The sequence below is a fragment of the Amycolatopsis thermophila genome (assembly GCF_030814215.1).
In the GTDB taxonomy this organism is placed as follows: Bacteria; Actinomycetota; Actinomycetes; order Mycobacteriales; family Pseudonocardiaceae; genus Amycolatopsis_E; species Amycolatopsis_E thermophila.
Genome location: NZ_JAUSUT010000001.1, coordinates 7,141,440 through 7,163,033, shown reverse-complemented (window position 1 = coordinate 7,163,033; position 21,594 = coordinate 7,141,440). Strand labels below are relative to the sequence as shown.

Genomic DNA, 21,594 nt, shown 5'->3' with positions numbered 1-21,594 from the left:
AACCCCGCCGGCGTGGGTTCACCCCCTTTGGGCGGGGCCGGCGCACCAGCGGGCGCTCACCCGACGCGGTCGAGGTCGACGGCCTTCGTCTCGCGGCTGGTCGCCACCGCGATCACCGTGATCGCCATCGTGACCACCAGGTAGCCGACCACCGCACCGACGCCGAAGCTGTCGATGAGCCACACCGCGATGAGCGGCGCGGGCGCACCGGCGATGATCGACGAGCCCTGGAACACCAGCGACGAGCCCGCGTAGCGGTAGCGGGTGGGGAACAGTTCGGTGATCCAGGCGGCTTCCGGCCCGGCGAGCATGCCGTGGAAGAACGCGCCCACGCAGACGCCGAGCCACAGCACCGGCACGCTCGAGGTCTGCACCATCCAGAAGAACACCGGGGCCCAGACCACGAGCGCGACGGCGGGCACGAGCATCGCGATCTTGCGGCCGACGCGGTCGGACCAGGCGCCGCCGCCGATCATGCCGGCGAACTGGCACACCGACGCGAACGTCACGGCCAGCACGACGTCACCGCGCTCGTAGCCGAAGTACCTCGTCGCGTAGGCGATGACGAAGACGGTGTAGATGTAGAAGGCGATGTTCTCGCCGAGCCGCATGCCCAGGCCGTGCAGGACCGCGCGGGGCCGGGCCAGCGCTTCGAGCACGCTCGACTTCTCCCGGGCGGCCCGCTGCCCGGCGCCGGCCTGCGCGGCCTGGAACACCGGCGACTCCTCGACGCTGCGCCGGATCCAGAACCCGATCACCAGCAGGGGGATCGCGACCAGGAACGCCACCCGCCAGCCCCACGTGTCGAACGCGTCACCCGGGAAGACGACCCCGATGACGGTGACCACGACGGTCGCCAGCACCGTGCCCAGGGGCGCACCCGCCTGGGGCCAGGAGGCCCAGAAGCCGCGTCGCTTGGGCTCGCCGTACTCGCTGACCATGAGCACGGCGGCGCCGAACTCGCCACCGAGCGCGAACCCCTGGATCATGCGCAGCACGACCAGCAGCACGGTCGCCCACAGGCCGGCCTGGTGGTAGGTCGGCAGCAGGCCGATCGCCGCGGTGGAGGTGCCCAGCAGCAGGAACGTCGTCACCAGCATGGGCTTGCGGCCGAACTTGTCGCCCAGGTGCCCGAACACCACCCCGCCGAGGGGCCGGGCGACGAAGCCCAGGCCCTGGGTGGCCAGCGCGAGGAGCAGCTGCACGACCCCGCTGCCGCCCGGGAAGAACAGCGGGCCGAGCACGGTCGCGGCGAGCACGCCGTAGATCGCGAAGTCGTACCACTCCAGCACCGACCCGGCCATGCCGCCGGCGAGCACGCGCCGGAAGCTGGTGGCGGGCCGGGCGCGGTGATCCACCGTTGACGTCATTGTCAGTTCCTTTCCAGTGTCCACAGAGGAGTGAAGCTCAGAGCCGGAGGCTGATCCGGTCGCCGCAGGCGCGTGAGCAGCAGGTCATCATCTTCGTGTTCGCGGCCCGCTCGGACCGGGTCAGCACCACGTCGCGGTGGTCCACCTCGCCGTCGGCGACCGCGGCCTCACACGTCCCGCACAGGCCTTCCTCGCAGTCGCTCGGCACGTCGATCCCCGCCGCGCGCAGCGCGGCGAGCACGGTCTGGTCCGCGGCGACGCGCACCGTGAGGCCGGAGTCGGTGAGGTCGACGTCGAAGGCGTGCTCGACGGCCGGATCGAGGACCTGCCGCGTGGTGGTGAAGTGCTCGACGTGCAGCGCGTCCTCGGGCCAGTGCGCGCTCGCCCCGGCCAGGGCGTCGAGCAGGCGTTCCGGGCCGCACGCGTAGATCTGCGTGCCCTCGGCGGGGTTCGCGAGCAGTGCGGTGACGTCGAGCCGCGTCCCCGCCGCGCTGGAGTGGACGTGCAGCCGCTCGCCGTGGTCGCGCCGGCACCGGTCGAGCAGAGCCATCGCGGAGGTGTCCCGGCCGCAGTAGTGCAGCTCGTAGCTGCCGCCGGAGGCCCTGACGTCGTCGGCCATGGCGATGATCGGCGTGATGCCGATCCCGCCGGCCACGAACACGTAGTGGCGGGCCGTCGGGTCGAGCCGGAAGTGGTTGCGCGGGCCGCGCAGCGGGAGGGTGGTGCCCGGACGCAGGTTCTCGTGCACGTAACGGGAACCGCCGCGGCTGTCCGGGTCCCTCAGCACCGCGATGCGGTAGGTGTCCGGAGTGGACGGATCGCCGCACAGCGAGTACTGCCGGGACACGTCGCCGAGTTCGAGGTCGACGTGCGCGCCGGGGGTCCACCTCGGCAGGGGCTTGCCGTTGGCCGCGGCCAGCGTCACCTCGACCACGTCGTCGGCGGCGCGGTCGACCGACACGACGGTCACGGTCCGGCTGATCCCCTTCTTCGAGGGCTCGCCGATGCGCACCGGCCGCTGCGCCTCCCGGATCGTGGGGTCGGCCCGCTCCGGGTTGGCGGCCGGATCCCACTGCACCCACAGGTGTTCCGGGCCGCGGAAGGAGGTGTTGGGGACGTAGGTGAACTCCTGGTCCGGCACGAGCTCCAGGTGCGGCAGCCGGCGGGTGAGCTCCTCGAGGAACACCTGCAGCTCCATGCGGGCCAGGTTCTTGCCCATGCACTGGTGGCTGCCGTAGCCGAAGGTCAGGTGGTCGGTGGCGTTGTCCCGGCGGATGTCGACCTCGTCGGCGTTGTCGAAGTGCCGCTCGTCGCGGTTGGCCGACGAGTTCACGATGAGCAGCTTCGCACCGCGCGGGACCGGGACGCCGCCGACGGTGGTGTCGCGGGTGACCAGCCGGCGCCACGCCGCGACCGAACCCGAGTGCCGCAGGCATTCCTCCACCGCGTGGGGGATCAGGCCCGGATCGGCGCAGATCTCCTCCCACACCTCGCGGTTCTCCAGGAGGAGCTTGATGGCGTTGGCGGCCGCGTTGGCCGTCGTCTCGTGGGCGGCGACGATGCCGGCCATCATGATCGAGTGCAGGTAGGAGTCGGTGATGACCTCGGGGTGCTCGCGCTGGGCGCGGATGCTGTAGGGGATCCAGCCGTGCCCGGACGGGTCCTTGCGCAGCTTGTCCAGCACCGTGCCGGCGTACTGCCAGAACTTGCCGACGTTCTCGGCGACGGTGACCTGCTCCTCGGGTGAGGGCCGGCCCCAGGTGTTGACGGTGTGGGCGATGGAGTACTTGCGCAGCGTCGCCATGTCCTCCTCGGGGACGCCGAGGAAGTGCAGGGCGACGGTGAGCGGGACCTCCCACAGCATCTCGTCGACGAGGTCGGCCTTGCCGGCGTCGACGAAGCGGTCGACGTACTCGCGCGCCAGGCGGCGGACCATCGGCTCGTGGTGGACGAGCCGCTGCGGGGTGAACGGGTCCATGAGCAGCCGCCTGCGCGGCATGTGCTCGGGCTCGTCCTCGTTGACCAGCGTCCGGTTCATCGCGTAGCCGTACCGCTCGAGGGTGGCGGTGGCCTCCGCGGAGACGGGCGTGATCTTCTCCAGCGCGATCGAGGGCGAGAACGTGATGTTGTCGCGGAAGACGGCCTTGACGTCGTCGTACCGCGTGACCACCCAGTAGCCCAGGGACGGGCTGTAGAAGACCGGCTCCTCGTCGCGGGACCAGCGCACCGCGGCCGGCGGGTCCGCCTGGTACTCGGCGCCGAACGGGTCGAAGGCGCTCGCCCGGGGCGAGACCGGGCAACCTCCGGCCGCCGCTGCTCCGTGATCGATCGGGCACGCCCCTGTGCTCATGCTACTTTGCCTCTCGATGACCTGCGCTTTTACTGATAACGCACAATGTGTCGCGGTGAGCGAACCGCAGTGAGCGTAAGTGGGGGAGCGGGAGGCGTCAAGGCCCGTCGGTAGAGTCGGGGTTCGGCTGATCGAGAGCGGAGGGGCGGCATGAGCACGTTGCAGACGCTCGACCGCGGTCTGCGAGCGCTGGAAGTGGTCGCGGAGTCGCCCGCCGGGATCTCGGTCGCCGACCTGGCGCGCGAACTCGACGTGCACCGGGCGATCTGCTACCGGATCGTGGCCACGCTCGAGTCGCACCGCCTGGTGTCGCGCACCGACGACGGCCGGGTCCGGCTGGCGTCCGGCCTGGCGAGGCTCGCGTCGAAGTTCGAGCCGCACTTCCACCAGGACGTGCTGCCGCTGCTGCAGGACCTGGCCAACCGCACCTCCGCGACGGCGTTCCTGTCGGCGGTGGAAGGCAGCGAATGCGTGGTGGCGATGGTCGCCGAACCGGAAGGCACGGTGCTGACCGTCGGCTACCGGGTCGGCAGCAGGCACCCGCTGACGCTGGGTGCGGCGGGCATCGCGATCCTGGCCGCGCGGCCGGAAGGACCCGGCGAGCCGGAGGCGGTGCGCCAGGCCCGGCGGGACGGGTACAGCCTCACGCGAGGGCAACTGGAGCGCGGCGCGGTCGGGCTCGCCGCCGGCATTCGCGCGGGCACCCTGGAGCGCAGCGTCGGCGTCGTCGCCATCGACGGCCTCGACACCGACCTCGCCGCCACCGAAGTGATGGCCACCGCGCGCAGGATCGAGCAGCTGCTCACCGCCTGACCCGGCTGCGGAGAACCGGGAGCGTCCACAATGGACGGCCGGGACGGGCATGCCCGGCCCGGGTGGCCGGACCTCGTGCGGACGGCCTCGATCGCCAAGCCCCGCGCGCGTCCCAGGGCTCGGCGCGTCCATCCGGCAAGGCACGCCTGCCTGCGGGCAATTCCCGGTACCCCTTGACGTCTTCTCCCGCCGCGACCTAGTCTCCTATCACTCAACGATTTATAGCTATCGCACAGTGATAGAACATAGCGAAGGGGTGGGCGGATGGCGGACTTGCCTCGGACCGCGCGGGCGAGCGTGGCGCTTCCCGGCGCGACAGGCGAGGTGCGCGAGTTCGAACTGGCACCGCCCGGTGCCGGCGAGGGCTGGCTCGAGGTCACCGCGTCCGGGATCTGCGGAACCGACGTCGGGCTGTTCGCGCGCGGGGTCTCCGAGCCCACCGTTCTGGGTCACCACGTGGTGGGCCGGGTCGCGGCGCTGGGGGAGGGGACGGCGCAGCGTCGCGGGCTGGCTGCCGGGGACCGGGTCGTGCTCGAGGAGTACCTGCCGTGCGGGAGGTGCGCGGTGTGCGCCCGCGGCCCGTACCGGTTGTGCCCGGAGACCGACATCTGGGGCGGCGGCCGGCGGATCGGGATGATCCCGGCGGCCGAACGGCCGGGCCTGACCGGGGGAAACGGGGAATTCGTCTTCCTGCCGGCCAATGCCGTGACCCACCGCCTGCCCGCCGGCCTGACGGACGAGCTCGCCGCCTGGGTGCTGCCCTACGCGAACGCGATCGACTGGGTCACCGGGGCCGGTGGTCTGCGGCCGGACGAGACCGTCGTCGTGATGGGGCCCGGCTACCACGGGCTGGCCGTCGCGGCGGCGGCGCGATGGGCGGGCGCGAGCCGGGTGGTCGTCACCGGACTTCCCCGCGACCGCGAGCGGCTGGCCATGGCCGAAGCGCTCGGCGCCCTCCCGGTCGTCGTCGACGACCCGGCCGCAACCGCGGAACGGATCGGTGCCCTGACGCACCGGCCGGCCGATGTCGTCGTCGACACCGTCGGCACCGACCCGTCCGTGCTCGGGCCGGCGCTCGACACCCTCGGGCACGGCGGCCGCCTGGTCCTGACCCACCCGAAACGGCCCGGGGCGATCCCCCTCGATTCGGGCCTGCTGATCCGGCGCGGTCTGCGGGTCACGGGCGTCCGGGGGCGGTCGCCCGAGGCGATCTCCGCCGCGATCGCGTCGCTGGCCGACGGATCCGCCGGACTGGGCGCGGTCCCGACCGTCGAGGTCGATCTCGAAGGTGCCGCCGACATGCTCTCCCGGCTCGCCGCCGGGACGGGGCCGGAGTCGCCGCACGTGGTCGTCCGCCCCTGAACCCCGAACATCCCACCACGAGAAGGAGTTCTCCTTGCTGACCCGTGAGCAGAACGAGCGGCTGGTCCGCACGAACAAGGGCACCGAGATGGGCACCCTGCTGCGCCGCTACTGGATCCCGGCGCTGCTGGCCGAGGAAATCCCCGAGCCGGACTGCCCGCCGGTGCGTGTGCAGCTCCTGGGGGAGAAGCTGATCGCGTTCCGGGACACCCAGGGCCGCATCGGTCTCATCGACGAGTTCTGCAGCCACCGGACCGCGTCGTTGTTCTTCGGCCGCAACGAGGAGTGCGGCCTGCGGTGCGCCTACCACGGCTGGAAGTACGACGTGGACGGCAACTGCGTGGACATGCCCTCCGAGCCGCCGGAGTCCCGCTTCCGGGAGAAGATCAAGCAAACCGCGTACCCGTGCGTGGAACGCGGTGGCGTGATCTGGACCTACATGGGGCCACCGGAGCTCGAACCGGAGGTGCCGGAGCTGGAGTGGATGACCCTGCGGCCCGAGCAGCGGTTCGTCTCCAAGCGGCTGCAGGAAACCAACTTCATGCAGGCGATGGAGGGCGGTATCGACTCCAGCCACGTCTCGTTCGCCCACCGCTTCAACATGGACGACGACCCGATGCACGCCGGCACCGCGGGCCTGGCCTACCTCAAGGCCGACACCCGGCCGAAGTTCGAGGTCATCGAGTCCGACGGCGGGCTGCTGATCGGAGCCCGGCGCAACGTCGACGACGAGCGGTACTACTGGCGCATCACCCAGTGGATCATGCCGTGGTACACGATCATCCCCCCGTTCGGCACGCACAACCCGCTCGGCGGCCACGCCTGGGTTCCCATCGACGACGAGACCTGCTGGGCGTGGAGCTGGAACTACCACCCCACCCGCGACCTCCGCGACGACGAGCTCGAGTCGATGCGCCGGGGCGAGGGCATCCACGCCAAGTACATCCCCGGCACCTACCGCACTCTGGCCAACAAGGACAACGACTACCTCATCGACCGCGTGGCGCAGCGGGAGAAGCGCACCTTCAGCGGTGTCGAGGGCATCGCCGCCCAGGACTTCTCCCTGCAGGAGAGCATGGGGCCGATCGTCGACCGCACCAAGGAACGGCTCGGCACCAGTGACGCGGCGATCATCCTCGCGCGGCGCCGGTTGCTCGCGGCGGCCGAGGAGGCCGCCGACGGCGAGCTGCCCGGTACCCGGACCGAACACCACCGCGTCCGTTCCGCCTCGGTGCTGCTGCCGAAATCGGTGCCCTTCAACGAAGGCGCTCGCGACGCGCTCGTCGTCCGGCCGGGCGAAGAGTTCGTCTCCATCTGAAACCCACCCGGAAGGAGGGACTCCGCGTCATGGCCCAGATCTCCTGGACCCGGCGATCGTACGAGGCCCGTGTCCTGCTGATCCCGCTCGATCCCGGTGCCCGGGCGTGGGTGGGTGCCCGCGCCGGTCGCGCACTCGAGGGCATCACGATCGCCGATGACGGTCTGCTGCCCGCGCAGCAGCGGTTCGCGCCAGAGCCGGTGCCGTGCACCGGCGAGGGCAGGGCGGTCAGCAGCCCGCTGGAGCACGCCATGCACGACGCCGACGTCGTCGTGCTGTTCACCCGCGACCTGGCAGCGGCCGACCGGGACGCGGTGGCGCAGATCGGGGACGCCGCGCGGTTGTCCGGACAGCTGCTGGGTGCGGTGATCATCAGCCCTGGCGCCCGGTGGGAAGACCCCGATGCGCACCGGGCGGTGGCCGCCATCCGGGAGTCCGCCGACAACGTCGTGATCCTCAAGGACGACGGCTTCGTCCTCGCCTTCCTGCAGGTCCTGCGCGGCGGTACCCGCGAGCCGGCCGGAGCCGGCGCATGACCGGGCAGCCGCGCGCGGTCCGCGTGGTGCAGGCGCGGTGGGAATCCGACGGTGTCGTCTCGCTCCGCCTGCGCGCCTCGGACGGCGAACCGCTGCCGCGGTGGGAACCCGGGGCGCACGTCGACCTCGTCCTTCCCTCGGGGCTGGTCCGGCAGTACTCCCTCTGCGGTCCGTCCGATTCAGACGAATACACCATCGCCGTCCTGCGCGAGGAGAACGGCCGCGGCGGGTCGGCCGAGGTGCACGACACCGCGCTGGTCGGCCGTGAGCTGTCCATCCGGGGACCCCGCAACCGGTTCGACCTGGAACCCGCCCCGGCCTACGTGTTCGTCGCCGGGGGCATCGGCATCACCCCGCTGCTGGCCATGATCCGGAAGGTCGCCGGGCGCGGCGTGCCGTGGGAACTGCACTACGGCGGCCGGCGCCGGGACACGCTCGCGTTCACCCATGAGCTGGCCGAGCTCGCGGAACGCCGCGGCGGAGGAGTCCACCTCTACAGCGATGATGCCGAGGGCCCGTTGCCGTTGCCCCGGATCGTCGCCGGGGCACCGGACGGCGCGATGCTCTACGCGTGCGGTCCCGGTGGGATGCTCACCGCGCTCGCCGACACCGTCCAACGGGAACGACCGCGGCTGCCGTTGCGGTTCGAGCGGTTCACCGCCGCTCTCGCGGAACCGGCCCCGGACCAGGGAGGGGCACCGTTCGAGGTCGAGCTGGCCCGGACCGGGGCGACCGTGACGGTGCAACCCGGGCAGTCGATTCTCGAAGCGGTGCGCGCCGAGCAGCCCGACGTCCTGTACTCGTGCGAAGAGGGGTTCTGCGGCACCTGCGAGACCAAGGTGCTCGAGGGCGTTCCCATCCACAAGGACACGATTCTCAGCGACAAGGAACGCGAGAAGAACACCACGATGATGATCTGCGTCGGCGGGTGCGCTTCGGCCCGGCTCGTTCTCGACCTCTGACACCCACCACCCCCACCACGGAAGGCTCAACGATGAGCACGACACCGGCGCACGTCGCCGTCTCCAAGTACCGCTGGATCGTCCTGTTCGCCTGCTGGGCGTCGTTCACGCTCACCTCCATCGACCGTTCGACCTGGGGTCCGGCGTCGGTCTTCGTCGGCGAAGGGCTCGGTGTCCCGCTGGCCAGTCTCGGGGCCTTCGCGACGGCCTACTACATCGGTTACGTCATCTCCAACGCTGTCGGTGGTGTCCTGTCGGATGCCATCGGCAGCCGCCGGACCCTCACCGCGTCGCTGTTCGGCGCCGGGGTCCTCATGGTGGTGTTCGGATCGACCTCCTCCGCGGCCGTGGGCATCGCGGTCCAGGCTCTGGTCGGCCTGTTCGCCGGCGCGGACTACGCCGCCGGCATCCGGCTGATCACCAGCTGGTTCCGGCCGAACGAGCTGGGCCTGGTGATGGGCGTCTTCCTCACCGCCACCTCGATCGGCCTCGGTATCGCCAACGCGGTGGTACCGAGCCTGATCGCCTGGCACAGCTGGGAGACCAGCTACCACCTGTTCGGCGCGATCTCGATCGGCTTCTCGGTGGTGCTGTTCTTCGTCCTCAAGCCCGGCCCGCTCGGCGCTCCGCCGGTGGTCCGCAACAGCTCCACCCGCCGCCGCTTCCTCCCGGACTTCAGCCTCATCCTGCGCAACCGCAACCTTCTGGTGGTCAGCGTCGCGGGCTTCGGCGGGTTCTGGGGTGTCTACGGTTTCGTCACCTGGGCCAACGCCCTGATGATCAAGGGGCACCACATCCCGTCGAAGACCGCCGGGCTGGTCATCGTGATCTTCTCGATCATGGCGGCGGTGTCGAAGCCACTCCTGGGCTTCATCGCCGACAAGTTCTTCCCGCGGCGCCGCAAACTGCTCATCATCGTGCTGCTGGGCGTCTACGGACTCGGGCTCGTCGCGTTCGGCAGTCTCGGCACGACCGCGTCGTTCTTCTGGGTCGGTGCCCTGCTCGGCCTGGTCGCCTACGCCGCGACGACCCTGATGGTCGCGCTGGTGCCCACGCTCGTCCCGGCGACCGTCACCGGGACCGCCGCCGGGGCGACCAACGCGTTCTGGCAGCTCGGCAGCACCATCGTCCCGGTCGTCGTGGGTGCGGTGTTCGCCGGTACCGGTTCGTTCCTCGCGGCCTTCAGCACGCTGGCCGCCGGACCGCTCGTCGGCATGCTGCTGATGTTCGGCATCTCCGAACCCCGCCGGGGCACACCGAGCACCCCCCGTGCCGCCGCGCTCGTGGACGGGAAGCAGTGACGGCCACCGGCACGACCACGGCCTGGGACCCGCCGGCGGCACCCGTCGATCCCACCTCGCTGGCGGCGCTCCCGGAAGTACCGGCGACCAGCAGGGACCACCTCGACGACGTCGTGGCCCGCGCTCACGCCGCCATGCCCTCCTGGAGCCGGGACAGCACCCGCCGCGCCCACGTCCTGCGCACCTGGGCCGAAGCACTGCGGGCCGAGGCCGGCAGCCTCGCCGCGGACATCGTGCACGAGACCGGCAAGCCGATCGCCGAAGCCCGCCGCGAGGTCGCGGGGGCCGCCGGCGCGCTCGACTACAACGCCGGCCTGACCCGGCTCGCGGGCGCTGCGACCACCACGCTGCCGGACGGCACGACCAGCCGGCTCGTCCGCGAACCGGCCGGCGTCACGGCGCTGCTCGTGCCGTGGAACTGGCCGGTCCTCCTGCTGTTGCGCGACCTCTCACCGGCGTTCGCCGCCGGCGTGACCGCGATCGTGAAACCGTCCCCGCAGACGGTGCACATCACGACACGGGTCGTGGAACTCGGGCACCGCGCCGGTGTCCCGGCCGACGTGCTGTCCATCGTGTACGGGGACGTGGCGGTGGCCCAGCACCTCATCCGGCACCCGCTCGTGCGGGCGGTCGCGTTCACCGGCTCCACCCGGGTCGGTGAACGCGTGCTCACCGCGGCCGCGGCGACGATGACCCGCCCGTTGCTCGAGCTCGGCGGCAAGAACCCGGCGATCCTGCTGCCCGACGCCGACCTGGACACCGCGCTCCCGCTGCTGGCCCGTTCGGTCGTCATCACCGCCGGACAGATGTGCATGGCGTGCTCGCGGATCCTGGTCCACCGGTCGATCCACGCCGAGACGACAGCGGTGATCACCGAGGTGCTGCGCGGACTGCGCGGCGGTGACCCGGTGGATCCGCGCACCGAGCTCGGCCCGTTGATCTCGCCGGCGCACGCCGCGTCCGTGCTCGGGCACATCGACCGGGCCCGCGAACACAGCGACGTGACCGGCGGCGAACTGGCCCACCCCGGCGGCATCGCCGGCCACGTCGTGACCCCTGCGGTCGTCGAGTCCCCACCGCGCGGGGCCGGCATCGTCACCACGGACGTGTTCGGACCGGTGGTGACGATCGAACCGTTCGACGACGCCGGGGAGGCCGCGGACCTCGCCAACGCGACGCCCTACGGCCTGGTGGCCGGCGTCTGGACGGGCGACGGCCGGCTCGGGCACCAGATCGCCGACGCCGTCCAGGCCGGCACCGTGTGGATCAACGGCTGGGGAGCGTCGTACCCGGAGATCCCCGCGGGCGGGTACAAGAGCTCCGGACTGGGACGCACCCGGGGTGTCGCGGGCGTGCACCAGTTCACCGAGATCAAGCACATCCACCGGTCATGACCGCGCTCCTACCCGCCGGGCGCGGTGAAGGCCGGGTCGAGGGTGTGCGAGAGATCGCCCGCGGCCTTGCGCACCAGCTCGATGACCAGCTCACGCCGTTCGTCGTCCATGCGGAAGGCCGGGCACGGCGCGGACATCGCGGCGACCACCTGCCCGCCCTCGTAGACGGCGGCGGAGGCGGCCCAGACACCCTGGTCTATCTCCTCGTTGCTGATGGACCAGCCGCGTTCGCGGTCCCGCTCGACCTCGCGCAGGAACTCCTCGCGGCCGTGGGCGGGTGGCTGAGCCCCGGACTCGAGTGCGGAGTCGAGGTAGCGCTCCCGCTCGGCCGTGCTCATCGAACCGAGCAGCAGCCGGACACTGGCACCGCGCAACATCGGCAGGGGCTGGCCGGGCTCGAACGACAACCGGAACCGGCTCGGGGTCTCCACCCGGTGGAAGCACACCGGCTGACCGCCGATGAGGCGGATGAGCAGGACCGCCTCACCGATCTGTTCGGCGAGGCGCCGCATGTGCGGCTCGGCGAGGTCGACGAGCGGCGTGGCCTGCCGGGCGGCCCGGGCCAGCGCGTTCACCCGCATCGTGAGGTGGTAGCGCCCCCGCTTGCCCTCCTCGATCAGGCCCATGTCGCGCAGCATCGCGACATAGCGGTGTGCCGACGGCGCCGGGATGTCCAAGGTCTCGGCCAGCTCGCGCACCGACGCCGACGGCTTCTGCTCGGTGAAGGCGAACAACATGTCCAACGCGCGGCGAGCGCTGTCCGCTCCGGATTTCGTGCCTGTCACCCGAGATTCCCCCACTGCCATTGATCGATCACTGGACGATTCAACGCTATCACATAGTGATAGCCGAAGGGAGATTGCTGTGACCCTCAGCGCCCCACGGCCGACGAGTTCCGTCGTCGCCCGCAGCAGCGACGTCGCCGAAGGCGGCCGGTACGTCGTCGCCGTCCGCGACGACCTGCACATCGGCCTCTTCCGGTTCCGCGGCCGGCTCTACGCCTACGAGAACACCTGCCCGCACCAGGGCGGCCCGGTCTGCCAGGGCCGGCTGGTCGACGGCGTGCGCGAACGCCTCGACGCGCACCGCCACAGCCTCGGGCTCGCCTTCGACGAGGACGATCCGCACATCGTCTGCCCCTGGCACGGCTTCGAATACCGGATCACCACCGGCGAGCACCCCGGTGCGCCGCGGTTCCGGCTGCGCTCCTTCGCCGTGACCGAGGAGAACGGAGAGATCAGTGTCGCCCTCTGAGACCCGCACCGACGCGCTCGCCGACGTCGCCGCCACGCTGGAGGCGCACGTCGACCGGGTCATCCACGCCGCCGAGACCGCACCGCAGGACATCAGCGCCGAGACGCTGCGCTCCGTCGTCACCGCCGCCGCGCGGCTGCACGCCCGGTTCGCCGAGGCGAGCGGCGCCGTCGATCCGCTCCGCGCGGACGTGAGCCCGACCGAGGCGGTCGACCTGGCCTGCGGTCTGCTGCGCGCCCGAGACCTCAACCCGTTCGACCTCGCGCTGTGGTTCTCCCGTCCCGCCTGACCCACCACGAAGAACAAGGAGCCACCATGCCTGAACCACTGCCGTCGCAGGAGATCACCACCAGGACCCACACCGCGGAGATCCTCGCGAACGCGCGCCGGGACACCGAGCGGTACGGTCTCGACGAGATCTTCATCGTCGACGTGGACTCCCACCACGCCGAGCTCAACTCGTGGCGCGACATCATCGGCTACGTCGAGGACCCGGTGCTGCGCGACACGGCCGAACAGATGATGGTGCACCGCCCGCAGGCCGGGCAGCTCGCGCTCAGCAACTACAAGGCCGGCCTGGCCTTCCAGGACGCCGGGTCCCGCATCCCGCACCAGTCGGGCCTCGCCGAGCCGGTCCCCGTCGACGGCAACCCCCGCGACGTCGAACTGGTGCGCCGGGCGATGGACGCCATGAGCATCGACGTCCAGGTCGTGTTCCCCCAGCCGATGCTCGAGATCGGGCTGCACCCCGAACCCGGGATCGCCGTGCAGCTGATGAAGGCCTACAACCGGTGGTTCGTCGAGCAGATCCTGCCCGGTGACCCGCGCATCAAGACCATGCTCGGCCTGCCGTTCGAGGACCCCGCCGCGTGCGTGGAGACCATCCGGGAGTTCGGCGACCACCCGGACGTGATCGGCTTCCTGGTCACCAGCCAGCGCCACGCCGGCGTGCACCGCAACGAATACCTGCGCATCTACGCCGAACTGGAGGAACGCGGTCTGCCCCTGGGATTCCACGCCGGACCGTCCTGGCAGGACAGCATGACCGCCACCATGAACCGGTTCCTGTCGGTGCACGCGATGTCCTTCGTCACCTGCAACATGACGCACCTGACCAACTGGATCGTCAACGGCTTGCCCGAACGGTTCCCGGGCCTGCGCACCATCTGGATCGAAAGCGGTCTGGCCTGGATCCCGTTCATGATGCAGCGGCTGGACCACGAGTACCTGATGCGCCAGTCCGAAGCGCCGCTGCTCAAGCAGCTGCCCAGCGACTACATGCGACAGATGTACTACACCTCCCAGCCGATGGAGATCACCGACCTGAAGCTCCTCGAGGCCACCTTCCACGCGATGGACGCCGAGAACACCCTGCTGTACTCGTCGGACTGGCCGCACTGGGACTTCGACGTGCCGGGACGGGTGATGAGCATCCCGTTCCTGGACGACACCGCCAAGCGCAACATCCTCGGCGGCAACGCCCGCAAGGTCTTCGGGCTCTGACGCCGAACAGCGAACCGCCTGACGGTCACAGCCGCCCGGCGGCGGGGTTGGTCTCGTAGACCTCGATCGCGTGCGCGATCCACCCGGTGGTGCGGGCGGTGACGAAGATGGCTTCCCCGGCGCCGTAGTCCATCTCGTGGACGAAGCACAGCGCGCCGAGGGCGAATTCGACGTTCGGTTCCAGCTCGCGCCGTTCGCGTACGAGGTCGACGGCCGCGCGGACGATCGCCTTGCGGCAGTCGTCGCCCGGGGCCCGGTGGAGCAGGTCCAGCAGCAGGGCGGCGCGCGGGTCGGCCCGGCGGTACCGGGGCTGGCCGAACCCGGACAGGCGGTCGCCGCGCCGCAGGCGCTGACCGAGCATCGCCGGCACCGAGGCGGGCGAGTCGATGTCGGCGAGCCACGACTGCACCGCCAGCGACGAACCGCCGCCGAGCAGCAGTCCACTCGCGACACTCATGCCGGCCAGCACCGCGGAGTAGGGGTCCGCCGCGGTCGCCGCCGCCTCGCGCACGGCACGGGTCGACGGGCCCAGCCCGTGGTCGGCGAGCACCACCAGCGCCGCCGACAGAAGTCCGAGGTGCTCCTCGCCGGGCTCGTGCGCGCACAGTCCCCGCCACAGGCGCGCCGCGATCGAGCCCTCGGCCGACACGCGACGGGGGAGCGATTCGATGTAGGCGGGCGCGAGCCGCCGCGCCGCCGAGATCACCGACGGGACCGACAGGTCGTACCGCAGCGGGTCCGCCGCGCCGAGCAGCATCGCCGTCACCTTCAGCCGATCCAGCGGCATGCTGCCCGGCGGCATCGTGTCCTGCAGCCGGTGGATGGTCGCGGCGAGACCGGGGTCGAGCGACCACGCCCGGCCCTGGTCGTCGCGGTCGCGCCAGAGCAGTTCCGACACCGACTCGAAGGACTCGGTGACCGCCAGTTCGGTGGCGTCCCGGCCGCGGTAGCGCAGCTGGTCCTCGACGATGTGCGCGATGGCGGTGTCGTGCTCCGCGGAGTCGGCGGCCTCGGTCGCGGCGGCCCCGCGGGCACCCTTGCGCTGGACGAACTGCTCGACCTCGCTCCGGGTGAGCCAGCTGCGCCGGTCGTGCGGAAGCCGCCGGCTGGTCAGCTGGTTGCGGCTGATGTAGGCGTAGACGGTGCTGGGCTTGACGCCGAGCATGGTGGCCGCCTCGCTGATCGACACGACGTCGGCCGGGTCGGCATCGACGGTCACAGGGCGCCTCCAGGTCGCGAATCCATGTTGAATCAAGTGTAGAGGTCCGCTCGATCAGTCTTGACAGCGCCGGAGAGCGCCTCTTAGGGTCCTTCATATCGTCAATGTTGATGACAATCAATGATGATTTATCAAGATGGAGGTCTGGGTGCGAGCCCACAAGATCGCCCTCATCCGGGGTGACGGCATCGGCCCCGAGCTGGTGGACGCCGCTCTCACCGTGCTCGGCGCGGTGACCGGCGACGGCTACACGCTCGACTACGTCGAGGTGGACGCGGGCGCGGACACCTATCGCCGCACCGGGACGGCGTGCTCCGCGGAGGACGTCGAGCTGCTGCGCACCGGGGTCGACGCGACCCTCAAGGGACCGGTCGGCCTGCCCGACGTCCGCCTGCCCGACGGCACCGAGGCCGGGCTGCTTGGCGGGATCCTGCGCGTCGGCCTCGACCTCTACGCCAACATCCGCCCGGTGTTCCTGCTGCCCGGCGTGACCTCCGCGCTCGCCGGCCACGAACCCGGCGACATCGACTACGTGATCGTCCGCGAGAACACCGAAGGCCTCTACGCCTCACGCGGCAAGGGGGTCGGCAACCGCTGGGCGGTGTCGGACACCCTGATGACCACCCGCGAGGGCACCCTCCGCGTCTGCCGCAGGGCGTTCGAACTCGCCCGCAGCCGGGACCGGGGCCGCAAGGTCACCTGCGTCGACAAGAGCAACGTGCTGCGCAGCCACGCGCTGTTCCGCGAGGTCTGCACAGAGGTCGCCGCCGGTTTCCCGGACGTCACCACCGAATTCCTCTACGCCGACGCCGCCGCCCAGGCGCTCGTGCTGCGGCCGGAGGAGTTCGACGTGCTGGTCATGGAGAACTTCCTCGGCGACGTGCTCAGCGACCTCGGCGGCGCCACGGTCGGCGGCATCTCGGTGTGCCCTTCGGGCAACATCGGCGACCACACCGCCTACTTCGAGCCGATCCACGGCAGCGCGCCGGGCATCGCGGGACGGGGACTGGCCAACCCGGTCGGCCAGATCCTCGCGGCCGCGCTCATGCTCGACCACCTCGGCCACGCAGGCGACGGCGAGCGGATCCGCCGCGCCGTCGCGGGCGCCCTGGCCGCCGGGCACGTGCGCATCACCCCGCAGGGCGCCGCCGAAGGCGGGCCCGTCGCCGTCGCCGAGGCGATCGTTTCCCACCTGGACAAGGAAAACCGATGAACAGAGACTTCGACTTCACCGGACGCCGCCGTCTGCGGATCATCACCGCGGCGTCCGCGGGCAACTTCGCCGAGTGGTACGACTGGGGAGTCTACGGCGTCGTCGCCACCATCATCGCGCAGAAGTTCTTCCCCGGCGGGAACTCGGCGCTGGCGCTGCTCAACACCTACGCCGTGTTCGCGCTCGGCTACCTCGCCCGGCCCTTCGGCGGGATCGTGTTCGGGCGCATCGGCGACCGCCTCGGCCGCCGCCGCGCGCTGTCGCTGACGATCCTGTTCACCTGCTTCGGCACCGCCCTGATGGGCGTGCTGCCCACCTACGCCCAGATCGGGTTCGTGGCGCCGGTGCTGCTGCTGGTGTGCCGGCTGGCGCAGTCGATGGGCGCGGGCGGCGAGTACGCCAGCGCGATCAGCTTCGTGTTCGAGCACAGCCCGGCGCGGCGGCGGGCCCGGAACGTCGCGACCCTCGTGGCGACCACGTTCATCGGCATCATGGTCGGCTCGGTGCTCGCCCGGCTGCTGTCGAGCGTCATGTCCGCCTCGGCCTACGACGCCTACGGCTGGCGGATCCTGTTCCTCCTCGGTCTCCCGTTCGCCGCGTTCGGCGTCTACCTGCGGTCCCGCGTCGAGGAAAGCCCGGAGTTCCAGCAGCTCACGCAAGCCCGCGAGGAGGCCGCCACCGCCGCGACCCCGGTGCGCGACGCGTTCCGCTGGCACTGGATCGCGATGCTGGTGTTCGTGATCTGCACGGCGAGCTACGCGCTGATCAGCACCACGGTCACCTCGTACCTGACCACGTTCCTGACCAGCGTGGCGCACCTGACGAAGAACGACGCCTACAACGTCACCATCGTCAGCAACGTGCTGGTCATCGTCGGCACGCTCGTGATGGGCGTGGTCTGCGACCGGTTCGGCCTGCGCCGCACCCTGGTGACCGCCGGGATCGTCACCGCCGTGCTCGCCGTCCCGGCGCTCGCGCTGGCCGCGACCGGCGTCGGGGGCGCGTTCGCCGGCGCCGCCGCCATCGGGCTGTGCAAGGGCCTGCTCGCGTTGCCGGCACTGCTGGCGATCAGCCAGATCTTCCCCACCGCCGTGCGTGTCACCGCCGGCGCGCTGGCCTACAACGTCGCGCAGTCCGTGTTCGGCGGCACCGGCCCGATCATCGGCGTCTGGCTCAACGACCGGACCGGCGGGCCCTACGGTCTGGCCATCTACCTCGCCGCGCTCGCGGTGGTCACCGCCGTCGCCGGCGGGCTCGCGCGCAAGGTGTTCGACGGAGGCCACGCCGAGCAGTCCCAGGCCGGCACTCTCGCCGTGGAGACGCGGTGACCCGGTACCGGTTCCTCCCGCTGGTGCAAGGGTTTCCCGGCAAGAGCACCGAGCACGGCGGGCTCGGCTGGAGCAGCGTGACCCTGCTCGACGGCGGCGGGCGGCTGGTCCTCGTCGACAGCGGCGGGTTCGGGATGCGGTCACTGCTGGAGTCGCGGCTGGACGCGCACGGCATCGCGCCCGCGGACGTCACCGACGTCCTGCTGAGCCACGCCCACTACGACCACGCGGCCAACTACCCGTTGTTCCCGCGGGCCGCGGTGTGGATCAGCGCGGTCGAACTCGACTGGGCGACCAGCGTCGGCGCGACGTTCATGCCGTTGCCCGAGCTGTACGCGGCGGACCTGGCCACCAGCCAGCGCACCCGGCGCATCACCGCCGACGGCGAGTTCCTGCCCGGGATCGAAGCGTTCGCCGTGCCCGGCCACACCCCGGGCAGCCTGGTGTTCCGTGCGGCCGGCGAGCACGGGCCGATCCTGTTCAGCGGCGACGCCGCGAAGAACCGCGCCGAACTGCTCAGCACCGAAGCCGACATGTCGCTCGACCCGGCAGCCAGCGGCGCCTCGATCCGGCGCATCCGCGCGCTCTGGCGCGAGTCGCCGTCGACGCTGCTCGTGCCCGGCCACGACGTGCCCCTGCGCTGGAGCGGTGAGCAGCCGCACTACGACGGCGAGCGCCGCGCCGGGATCCGCGCCTGGTTCGGCACCGGCCTGTCCGACACCACGTTCTTCGACCTCACCACGGAAGGGACCCGATGAGCGCCATCCGCGCCGCCCACCTGACCGAGCTCACCAACCGGGCGCTGCGCGCGGCGGGACTGTCCGGACCGGACGCCGCACGGGTCGCGGACGTGCTGGTGCTGGCCGACCTGTTCGGGATCCACACCCACGGCGTGAGCCGCATCCCCCAGTACCTCGACCGGGCGCTGGTCGGCGGGGTGGACGTGACCGCCGAGGTGACCGTGGAGCGCGTGGCGCCCGCACTGGCCCGGGTCGACGGCGCCAACGGACTCGGCCCGCTGGTCGGCAGCCACGCCCTGGAAGCCGCGCTCGACGGTGCGCGGGCGACCGGGATCGGCGCGGCGTTCGCCCGCGGCAGCAACCACTTCGGGCCCGTGATGCCCTACCTGTTCCAGGCCGCCGCGCAGGGTTTCGCGTCCATCATCGCCAGCAACGCCACCACGACCATCGCCCCGTGGGGCGGGCGGGAGGCGCGGCTGGGCAACAACCCGCTCGGCTGGGGCGTGCCCCGCCCCGGCGGTGACCCGGTGCTGCTCGACATCGCGATGAGCGTGGTGGCGAGGGCGAAGATCCGGGCGGCGGCTAAGGCGGGGGAGTCCATTCCGGACACCTGGGCGACCGACCGAGCCGGCGTGCCGACCACCGACCCGCACGCCGCCCTGGACGGGTTCCTGCAGCCGGCCGGCGGGCACAAGGGGTACGGGCTCGCGCTGATGGTCGACATGTTCGCCGGCCTGCTGTCCGGCGCCGGGTACCTGACGCGGGTGAGCTCGTGGAACGACAACCCCGACCGGCCCCAGGACCTCGGGCACGTGTTCATCCTGATCGACGCGACACGCCTGCTCCCCGCGGACGCGCTCGCCGGGCGGGTCGACGACTTCACCGGCATCCTGCACGACACCCCGCCGGCCGACCCCGCCCGGCCCGTGCAGGTCCCCGGGGAGCGCGAGCTGGCCAACTACCACCGGCAGCGGCGGGACGGTGTCGAGGTGGCCGAGGACGACCTGCGTCTGCTGCGCGAACTCGCGGAGGGCTGATGCGGATCTGCGACTGCCACGTCCACGTCTTCGACCCGGACCACTACCCGTGGGCGGCCGACCGCGTCTACACCCCGGGCGCCGCGACGGTCGCCGATCTGCGCGCCTTCCACGCCTCGCTCGGGGTCCGGCGCACGGTCCTGGTGCAGCCCAGCCCCTACGGCGCGGACAACCGGTGCCTGCTCGAGGCGCTGCCCGTGCTGGGCGCGCGCGGGGTCGCGGTGCTCGGCGGGCACGAGACGGACGAGGAGCTGGCCGACTGGCACCGCGCCGGGGTCCGCGGGGTGCGGGTGAACGTGGCCAGCTCGGGCGGTGCCGATGTCGCCGCCGCCCGGCGTTCGCTGACGCAGGCGGCGGAACGGGTCGCCGGCCTGGGCTGGCACGTGCAGCTCTTCGCCGGCCCCGCGGTCATCGCCGCACTGGACCTCACCGCAGTGCCCGTGCCGGTGGTGATCGACCACTACGGCCTCGGACCGTCGCGCTCGCTGCTGCGGGCCGTGGAGACGGGCGCCGCCTACGTGAAGTTGTCGGCGCCGTACCGGCTGTCCCGGTCGGTGGATGTGGCCGCGCTGGCCCGCACGCTGATAGCCGCCAACCCCCGGCGGGTGGTGTGGGGCAGCGACTGGCCGCACACCGGCGGCCGCCCGCGCCGTGCGGAGGCCCGGTTCTCGGTCGAACCCTTCCGCCAGGAGGACGACGCGCGCACGCTCGATCTGGTCCGCGAGTGGGCGGGCGAGCACGAGCGCCTGGTGCTCGACACCAACCCGGCCACGCTCTACGACTTCCCGGCCTGAGCCCGCCACTCGCGGCGCTCAGTGGCGGCGGCGTGGGCGGCGCGGGCACGGCTGTCACACGACCGGCGAGGATCTCCGGCAACCGGTCCGACCCGCAGCCCGCCCGCTGAGGGCGGGCCGTGGTCTGCGCGCGGCGCGCCTCGACGTCTTCAGCCACGGCGAGGTGCGCCGCACGCCGTCCCGGCACGACCTCGGTGACCGTGGTCGTGCCGGCGGGGTCAGCTGGTGAGGAAGTCCAGCAGCGCGGTGTTGACCTCGTCGGGATGGGTCCAGCCGATGTTGTGCGGCCCGCCCTCGACGGAGACGAGCGTGAGGTCCCCGATCAGCCCGGGCAGCCGTTTCGCGGTCGCCTCGTAGGGCAGGATCCGGTCCTCCGTGCCGTGCACCACCAGGGTCGGCACGTCGATCTTGGGCAGGTCGTCCCGGAAGTCGGTCAGCCACGTGTCCACGCACACGTAGCTGGCGTACGGGGAGGCACCCGCGGCCACGTTGAACGAGGCCTGCCAGGCGTACTTGCTGATCCGGTCCGGGCCGAGCTTGTCGACGTTGTAGAAGTCGTTCAGGAAGTTCTCGAACCACGTGTAGCGGTCCCGGACGACCATCTCCTTGATGCCGTCGAACACCGACCCGTCCACGCCCTCGGGGTTGTCCGGGGTCTTGAGCAGGAACGGCGGGATCACACCGAACATCGCCGCCTTGCTGACCCGCGCCGAGCCGTACCGGCCCAGGTAACGGGTGACCTCGCCGGTGCCCATCGAGAACCCGCCCAGCACGATGCCGGTCAGCTCGAGCTGCTCGAGCAGCGTGTGCAGGTCGGCGGCGAAGGTGTCGTAGTCGTAGCCGGTGGTGGGCTGGCTGGACTTGCCGAACCCGCGCCGGTCGTAGGTGATGACGCGGTAGCCGGCCGCCAGCAGCGCCCGTTCCTGCCGCTCCCACGAGTTCCCGTCCAGCGGGTAGCCGTGGATCAGCACCACCGGCTGCCCGCTGCCGTGGTCGTTGTAGTGGATCCGGATGTCGGCGCTGTTCTCCCGGCCGACGGTGACGAACGGCATGACCCTCTCCTCGCAGTCGTCGTTGCAGGCGGACGGCCAGTGTCGGGC

20 protein-coding genes are annotated in these 21,594 nt (G+C 71.5%); 15 read left to right on the top strand and 5 right to left on the bottom strand.

All coding sequences use genetic code 11. The features are described 5' to 3' along the window. Positions 1-56: 56 nt before the first annotated feature. Positions 57-1,370, bottom strand: coding sequence for an MFS transporter (locus FB470_RS35015; protein ID WP_306998729.1), 1,314 nt, complete (start codon positions 1,368-1,370; stop codon positions 57-59). 37 nt (positions 1,371-1,407) lie between these two features. Continuing rightward, a complete protein-coding gene (locus FB470_RS35010) occupies positions 1,408-3,720 on the bottom strand; it encodes a cytochrome P450/oxidoreductase (protein ID WP_306998728.1) in 2,313 nt (770 codons plus the stop codon). A 150-nt stretch (positions 3,721-3,870) separates the two neighbouring features. Here FB470_RS35010 and FB470_RS35005 point away from each other — a divergent pair, with 150 nt between their 5' ends. From FB470_RS35005 to FB470_RS34975, 7 genes are all read left to right on the top strand, one after another. Next, a complete protein-coding gene (locus tag FB470_RS35005) occupies positions 3,871-4,533 on the top strand; it encodes an IclR family transcriptional regulator (RefSeq protein ID WP_306998726.1) in 663 nt (220 codons plus the stop codon). Positions 4,534-4,797: 264 nt separating this feature from the next. Next, on the top strand, positions 4,798-5,895 hold the full coding sequence (locus FB470_RS35000) for a zinc-dependent alcohol dehydrogenase (RefSeq protein ID WP_306998724.1): 1,098 nt from the start codon (positions 4,798-4,800) through the stop codon (positions 5,893-5,895). Positions 5,896-5,929: 34 nt separating this feature from the next. Next, positions 5,930-7,213: an aromatic ring-hydroxylating dioxygenase subunit alpha gene (locus FB470_RS34995; protein WP_306998722.1), complete on the top strand. Its 1,284-nt coding sequence runs from the start codon at positions 5,930-5,932 to the stop codon at positions 7,211-7,213. 29 nt (positions 7,214-7,242) lie between these two features. Beyond that, complete coding sequence (locus FB470_RS34990) at positions 7,243-7,749, top strand: hypothetical protein (RefSeq protein WP_306998720.1); 507 nt, start codon at positions 7,243-7,245, stop codon at positions 7,747-7,749. Then, the gene (locus FB470_RS34985; protein ID WP_306998719.1) at positions 7,746-8,711 is read left to right on the top strand and encodes a PDR/VanB family oxidoreductase; all 966 of its coding nucleotides are present in this window, start codon (positions 7,746-7,748) and stop codon (positions 8,709-8,711) included. Before FB470_RS34990 ends, FB470_RS34985 begins: the two co-directional genes overlap by 4 nt. A 32-nt stretch (positions 8,712-8,743) precedes the next feature. Then, positions 8,744-10,012 (top strand): MFS transporter, encoded by a 1,269-nt coding sequence (locus FB470_RS34980; RefSeq protein WP_306998718.1) that lies wholly within the window; start codon positions 8,744-8,746, stop codon positions 10,010-10,012. Then, a complete protein-coding gene (locus tag FB470_RS34975) occupies positions 10,009-11,406 on the top strand; it encodes an aldehyde dehydrogenase family protein (protein WP_306998716.1) in 1,398 nt (465 codons plus the stop codon). The genes FB470_RS34980 and FB470_RS34975 overlap by 4 nt, the downstream gene beginning before the upstream one ends. An 8-nt stretch (positions 11,407-11,414) precedes the next feature. On the opposite strand, the gene FB470_RS34970 is transcribed toward FB470_RS34975, so the two are convergent. Then, positions 11,415-12,191 (bottom strand): IclR family transcriptional regulator, encoded by a 777-nt coding sequence (locus tag FB470_RS34970; RefSeq protein ID WP_306998714.1) that lies wholly within the window; start codon positions 12,189-12,191, stop codon positions 11,415-11,417. Between the two features lie 79 nt (positions 12,192-12,270). Here FB470_RS34970 and FB470_RS34965 point away from each other — a divergent pair, with 79 nt between their 5' ends. Genes FB470_RS34965 through FB470_RS34955 form a run of 3 tightly spaced genes read left to right on the top strand, consistent with a single transcriptional unit; the run spans position 12,271 to position 14,163 of the window. Further along, positions 12,271-12,660: a Rieske (2Fe-2S) protein gene (locus FB470_RS34965; protein WP_306998713.1), complete on the top strand. Its 390-nt coding sequence runs from the start codon at positions 12,271-12,273 to the stop codon at positions 12,658-12,660. Then, positions 12,647-12,949, top strand: coding sequence for a hypothetical protein (locus FB470_RS34960; protein ID WP_306998711.1), 303 nt, complete (start codon positions 12,647-12,649; stop codon positions 12,947-12,949). The genes FB470_RS34965 and FB470_RS34960 overlap by 14 nt, the downstream gene beginning before the upstream one ends. Before the next feature lie 26 nt (positions 12,950-12,975). Next, positions 12,976-14,163 (top strand): amidohydrolase family protein, encoded by a 1,188-nt coding sequence (locus FB470_RS34955; protein WP_306998709.1) that lies wholly within the window; start codon positions 12,976-12,978, stop codon positions 14,161-14,163. Positions 14,164-14,188: 25 nt separating this feature from the next. On the opposite strand, the gene FB470_RS34950 is transcribed toward FB470_RS34955, so the two are convergent. Next, positions 14,189-15,382 carry a citrate/2-methylcitrate synthase gene (locus tag FB470_RS34950; protein WP_306998706.1) on the bottom strand — a complete coding sequence of 398 codons (1,194 nt, stop codon included), beginning with the start codon at positions 15,380-15,382 and terminating at the stop codon, positions 14,189-14,191. 148 nt (positions 15,383-15,530) lie between these two features. Here FB470_RS34950 and FB470_RS34945 point away from each other — a divergent pair, with 148 nt between their 5' ends. From FB470_RS34945 to FB470_RS34925, 5 genes are read left to right on the top strand one after another with little or no spacing between them, the layout of a single operon-like run. Further along, positions 15,531-16,595, top strand: coding sequence for an isocitrate/isopropylmalate dehydrogenase family protein (locus FB470_RS34945; RefSeq protein ID WP_306998704.1), 1,065 nt, complete (start codon positions 15,531-15,533; stop codon positions 16,593-16,595). Further along, positions 16,592-17,923: an MFS transporter gene (locus FB470_RS34940; RefSeq protein WP_306998702.1), complete on the top strand. Its 1,332-nt coding sequence runs from the start codon at positions 16,592-16,594 to the stop codon at positions 17,921-17,923. The genes FB470_RS34945 and FB470_RS34940 overlap by 4 nt, the downstream gene beginning before the upstream one ends. After that, positions 17,920-18,681: an MBL fold metallo-hydrolase gene (locus FB470_RS34935; protein WP_306998700.1), complete on the top strand. Its 762-nt coding sequence runs from the start codon at positions 17,920-17,922 to the stop codon at positions 18,679-18,681. The genes FB470_RS34940 and FB470_RS34935 overlap by 4 nt, the downstream gene beginning before the upstream one ends. After that, positions 18,678-19,700, top strand: coding sequence for an Ldh family oxidoreductase (locus FB470_RS34930; protein ID WP_306998698.1), 1,023 nt, complete (start codon positions 18,678-18,680; stop codon positions 19,698-19,700). The genes FB470_RS34935 and FB470_RS34930 overlap by 4 nt, the downstream gene beginning before the upstream one ends. After that, positions 19,700-20,494, top strand: coding sequence for an amidohydrolase family protein (locus tag FB470_RS34925; RefSeq protein ID WP_306998696.1), 795 nt, complete (start codon positions 19,700-19,702; stop codon positions 20,492-20,494). The genes FB470_RS34930 and FB470_RS34925 overlap by 1 nt, the downstream gene beginning before the upstream one ends. Before the next feature lie 218 nt (positions 20,495-20,712). On the opposite strand, the gene FB470_RS34920 is transcribed toward FB470_RS34925, so the two are convergent. Continuing rightward, entirely contained in the window at positions 20,713-21,546 is an 834-nt protein-coding gene (locus FB470_RS34920) for an alpha/beta fold hydrolase (protein WP_306998694.1), read from the bottom strand. Positions 21,547-21,594 lie beyond the last annotated feature (48 nt).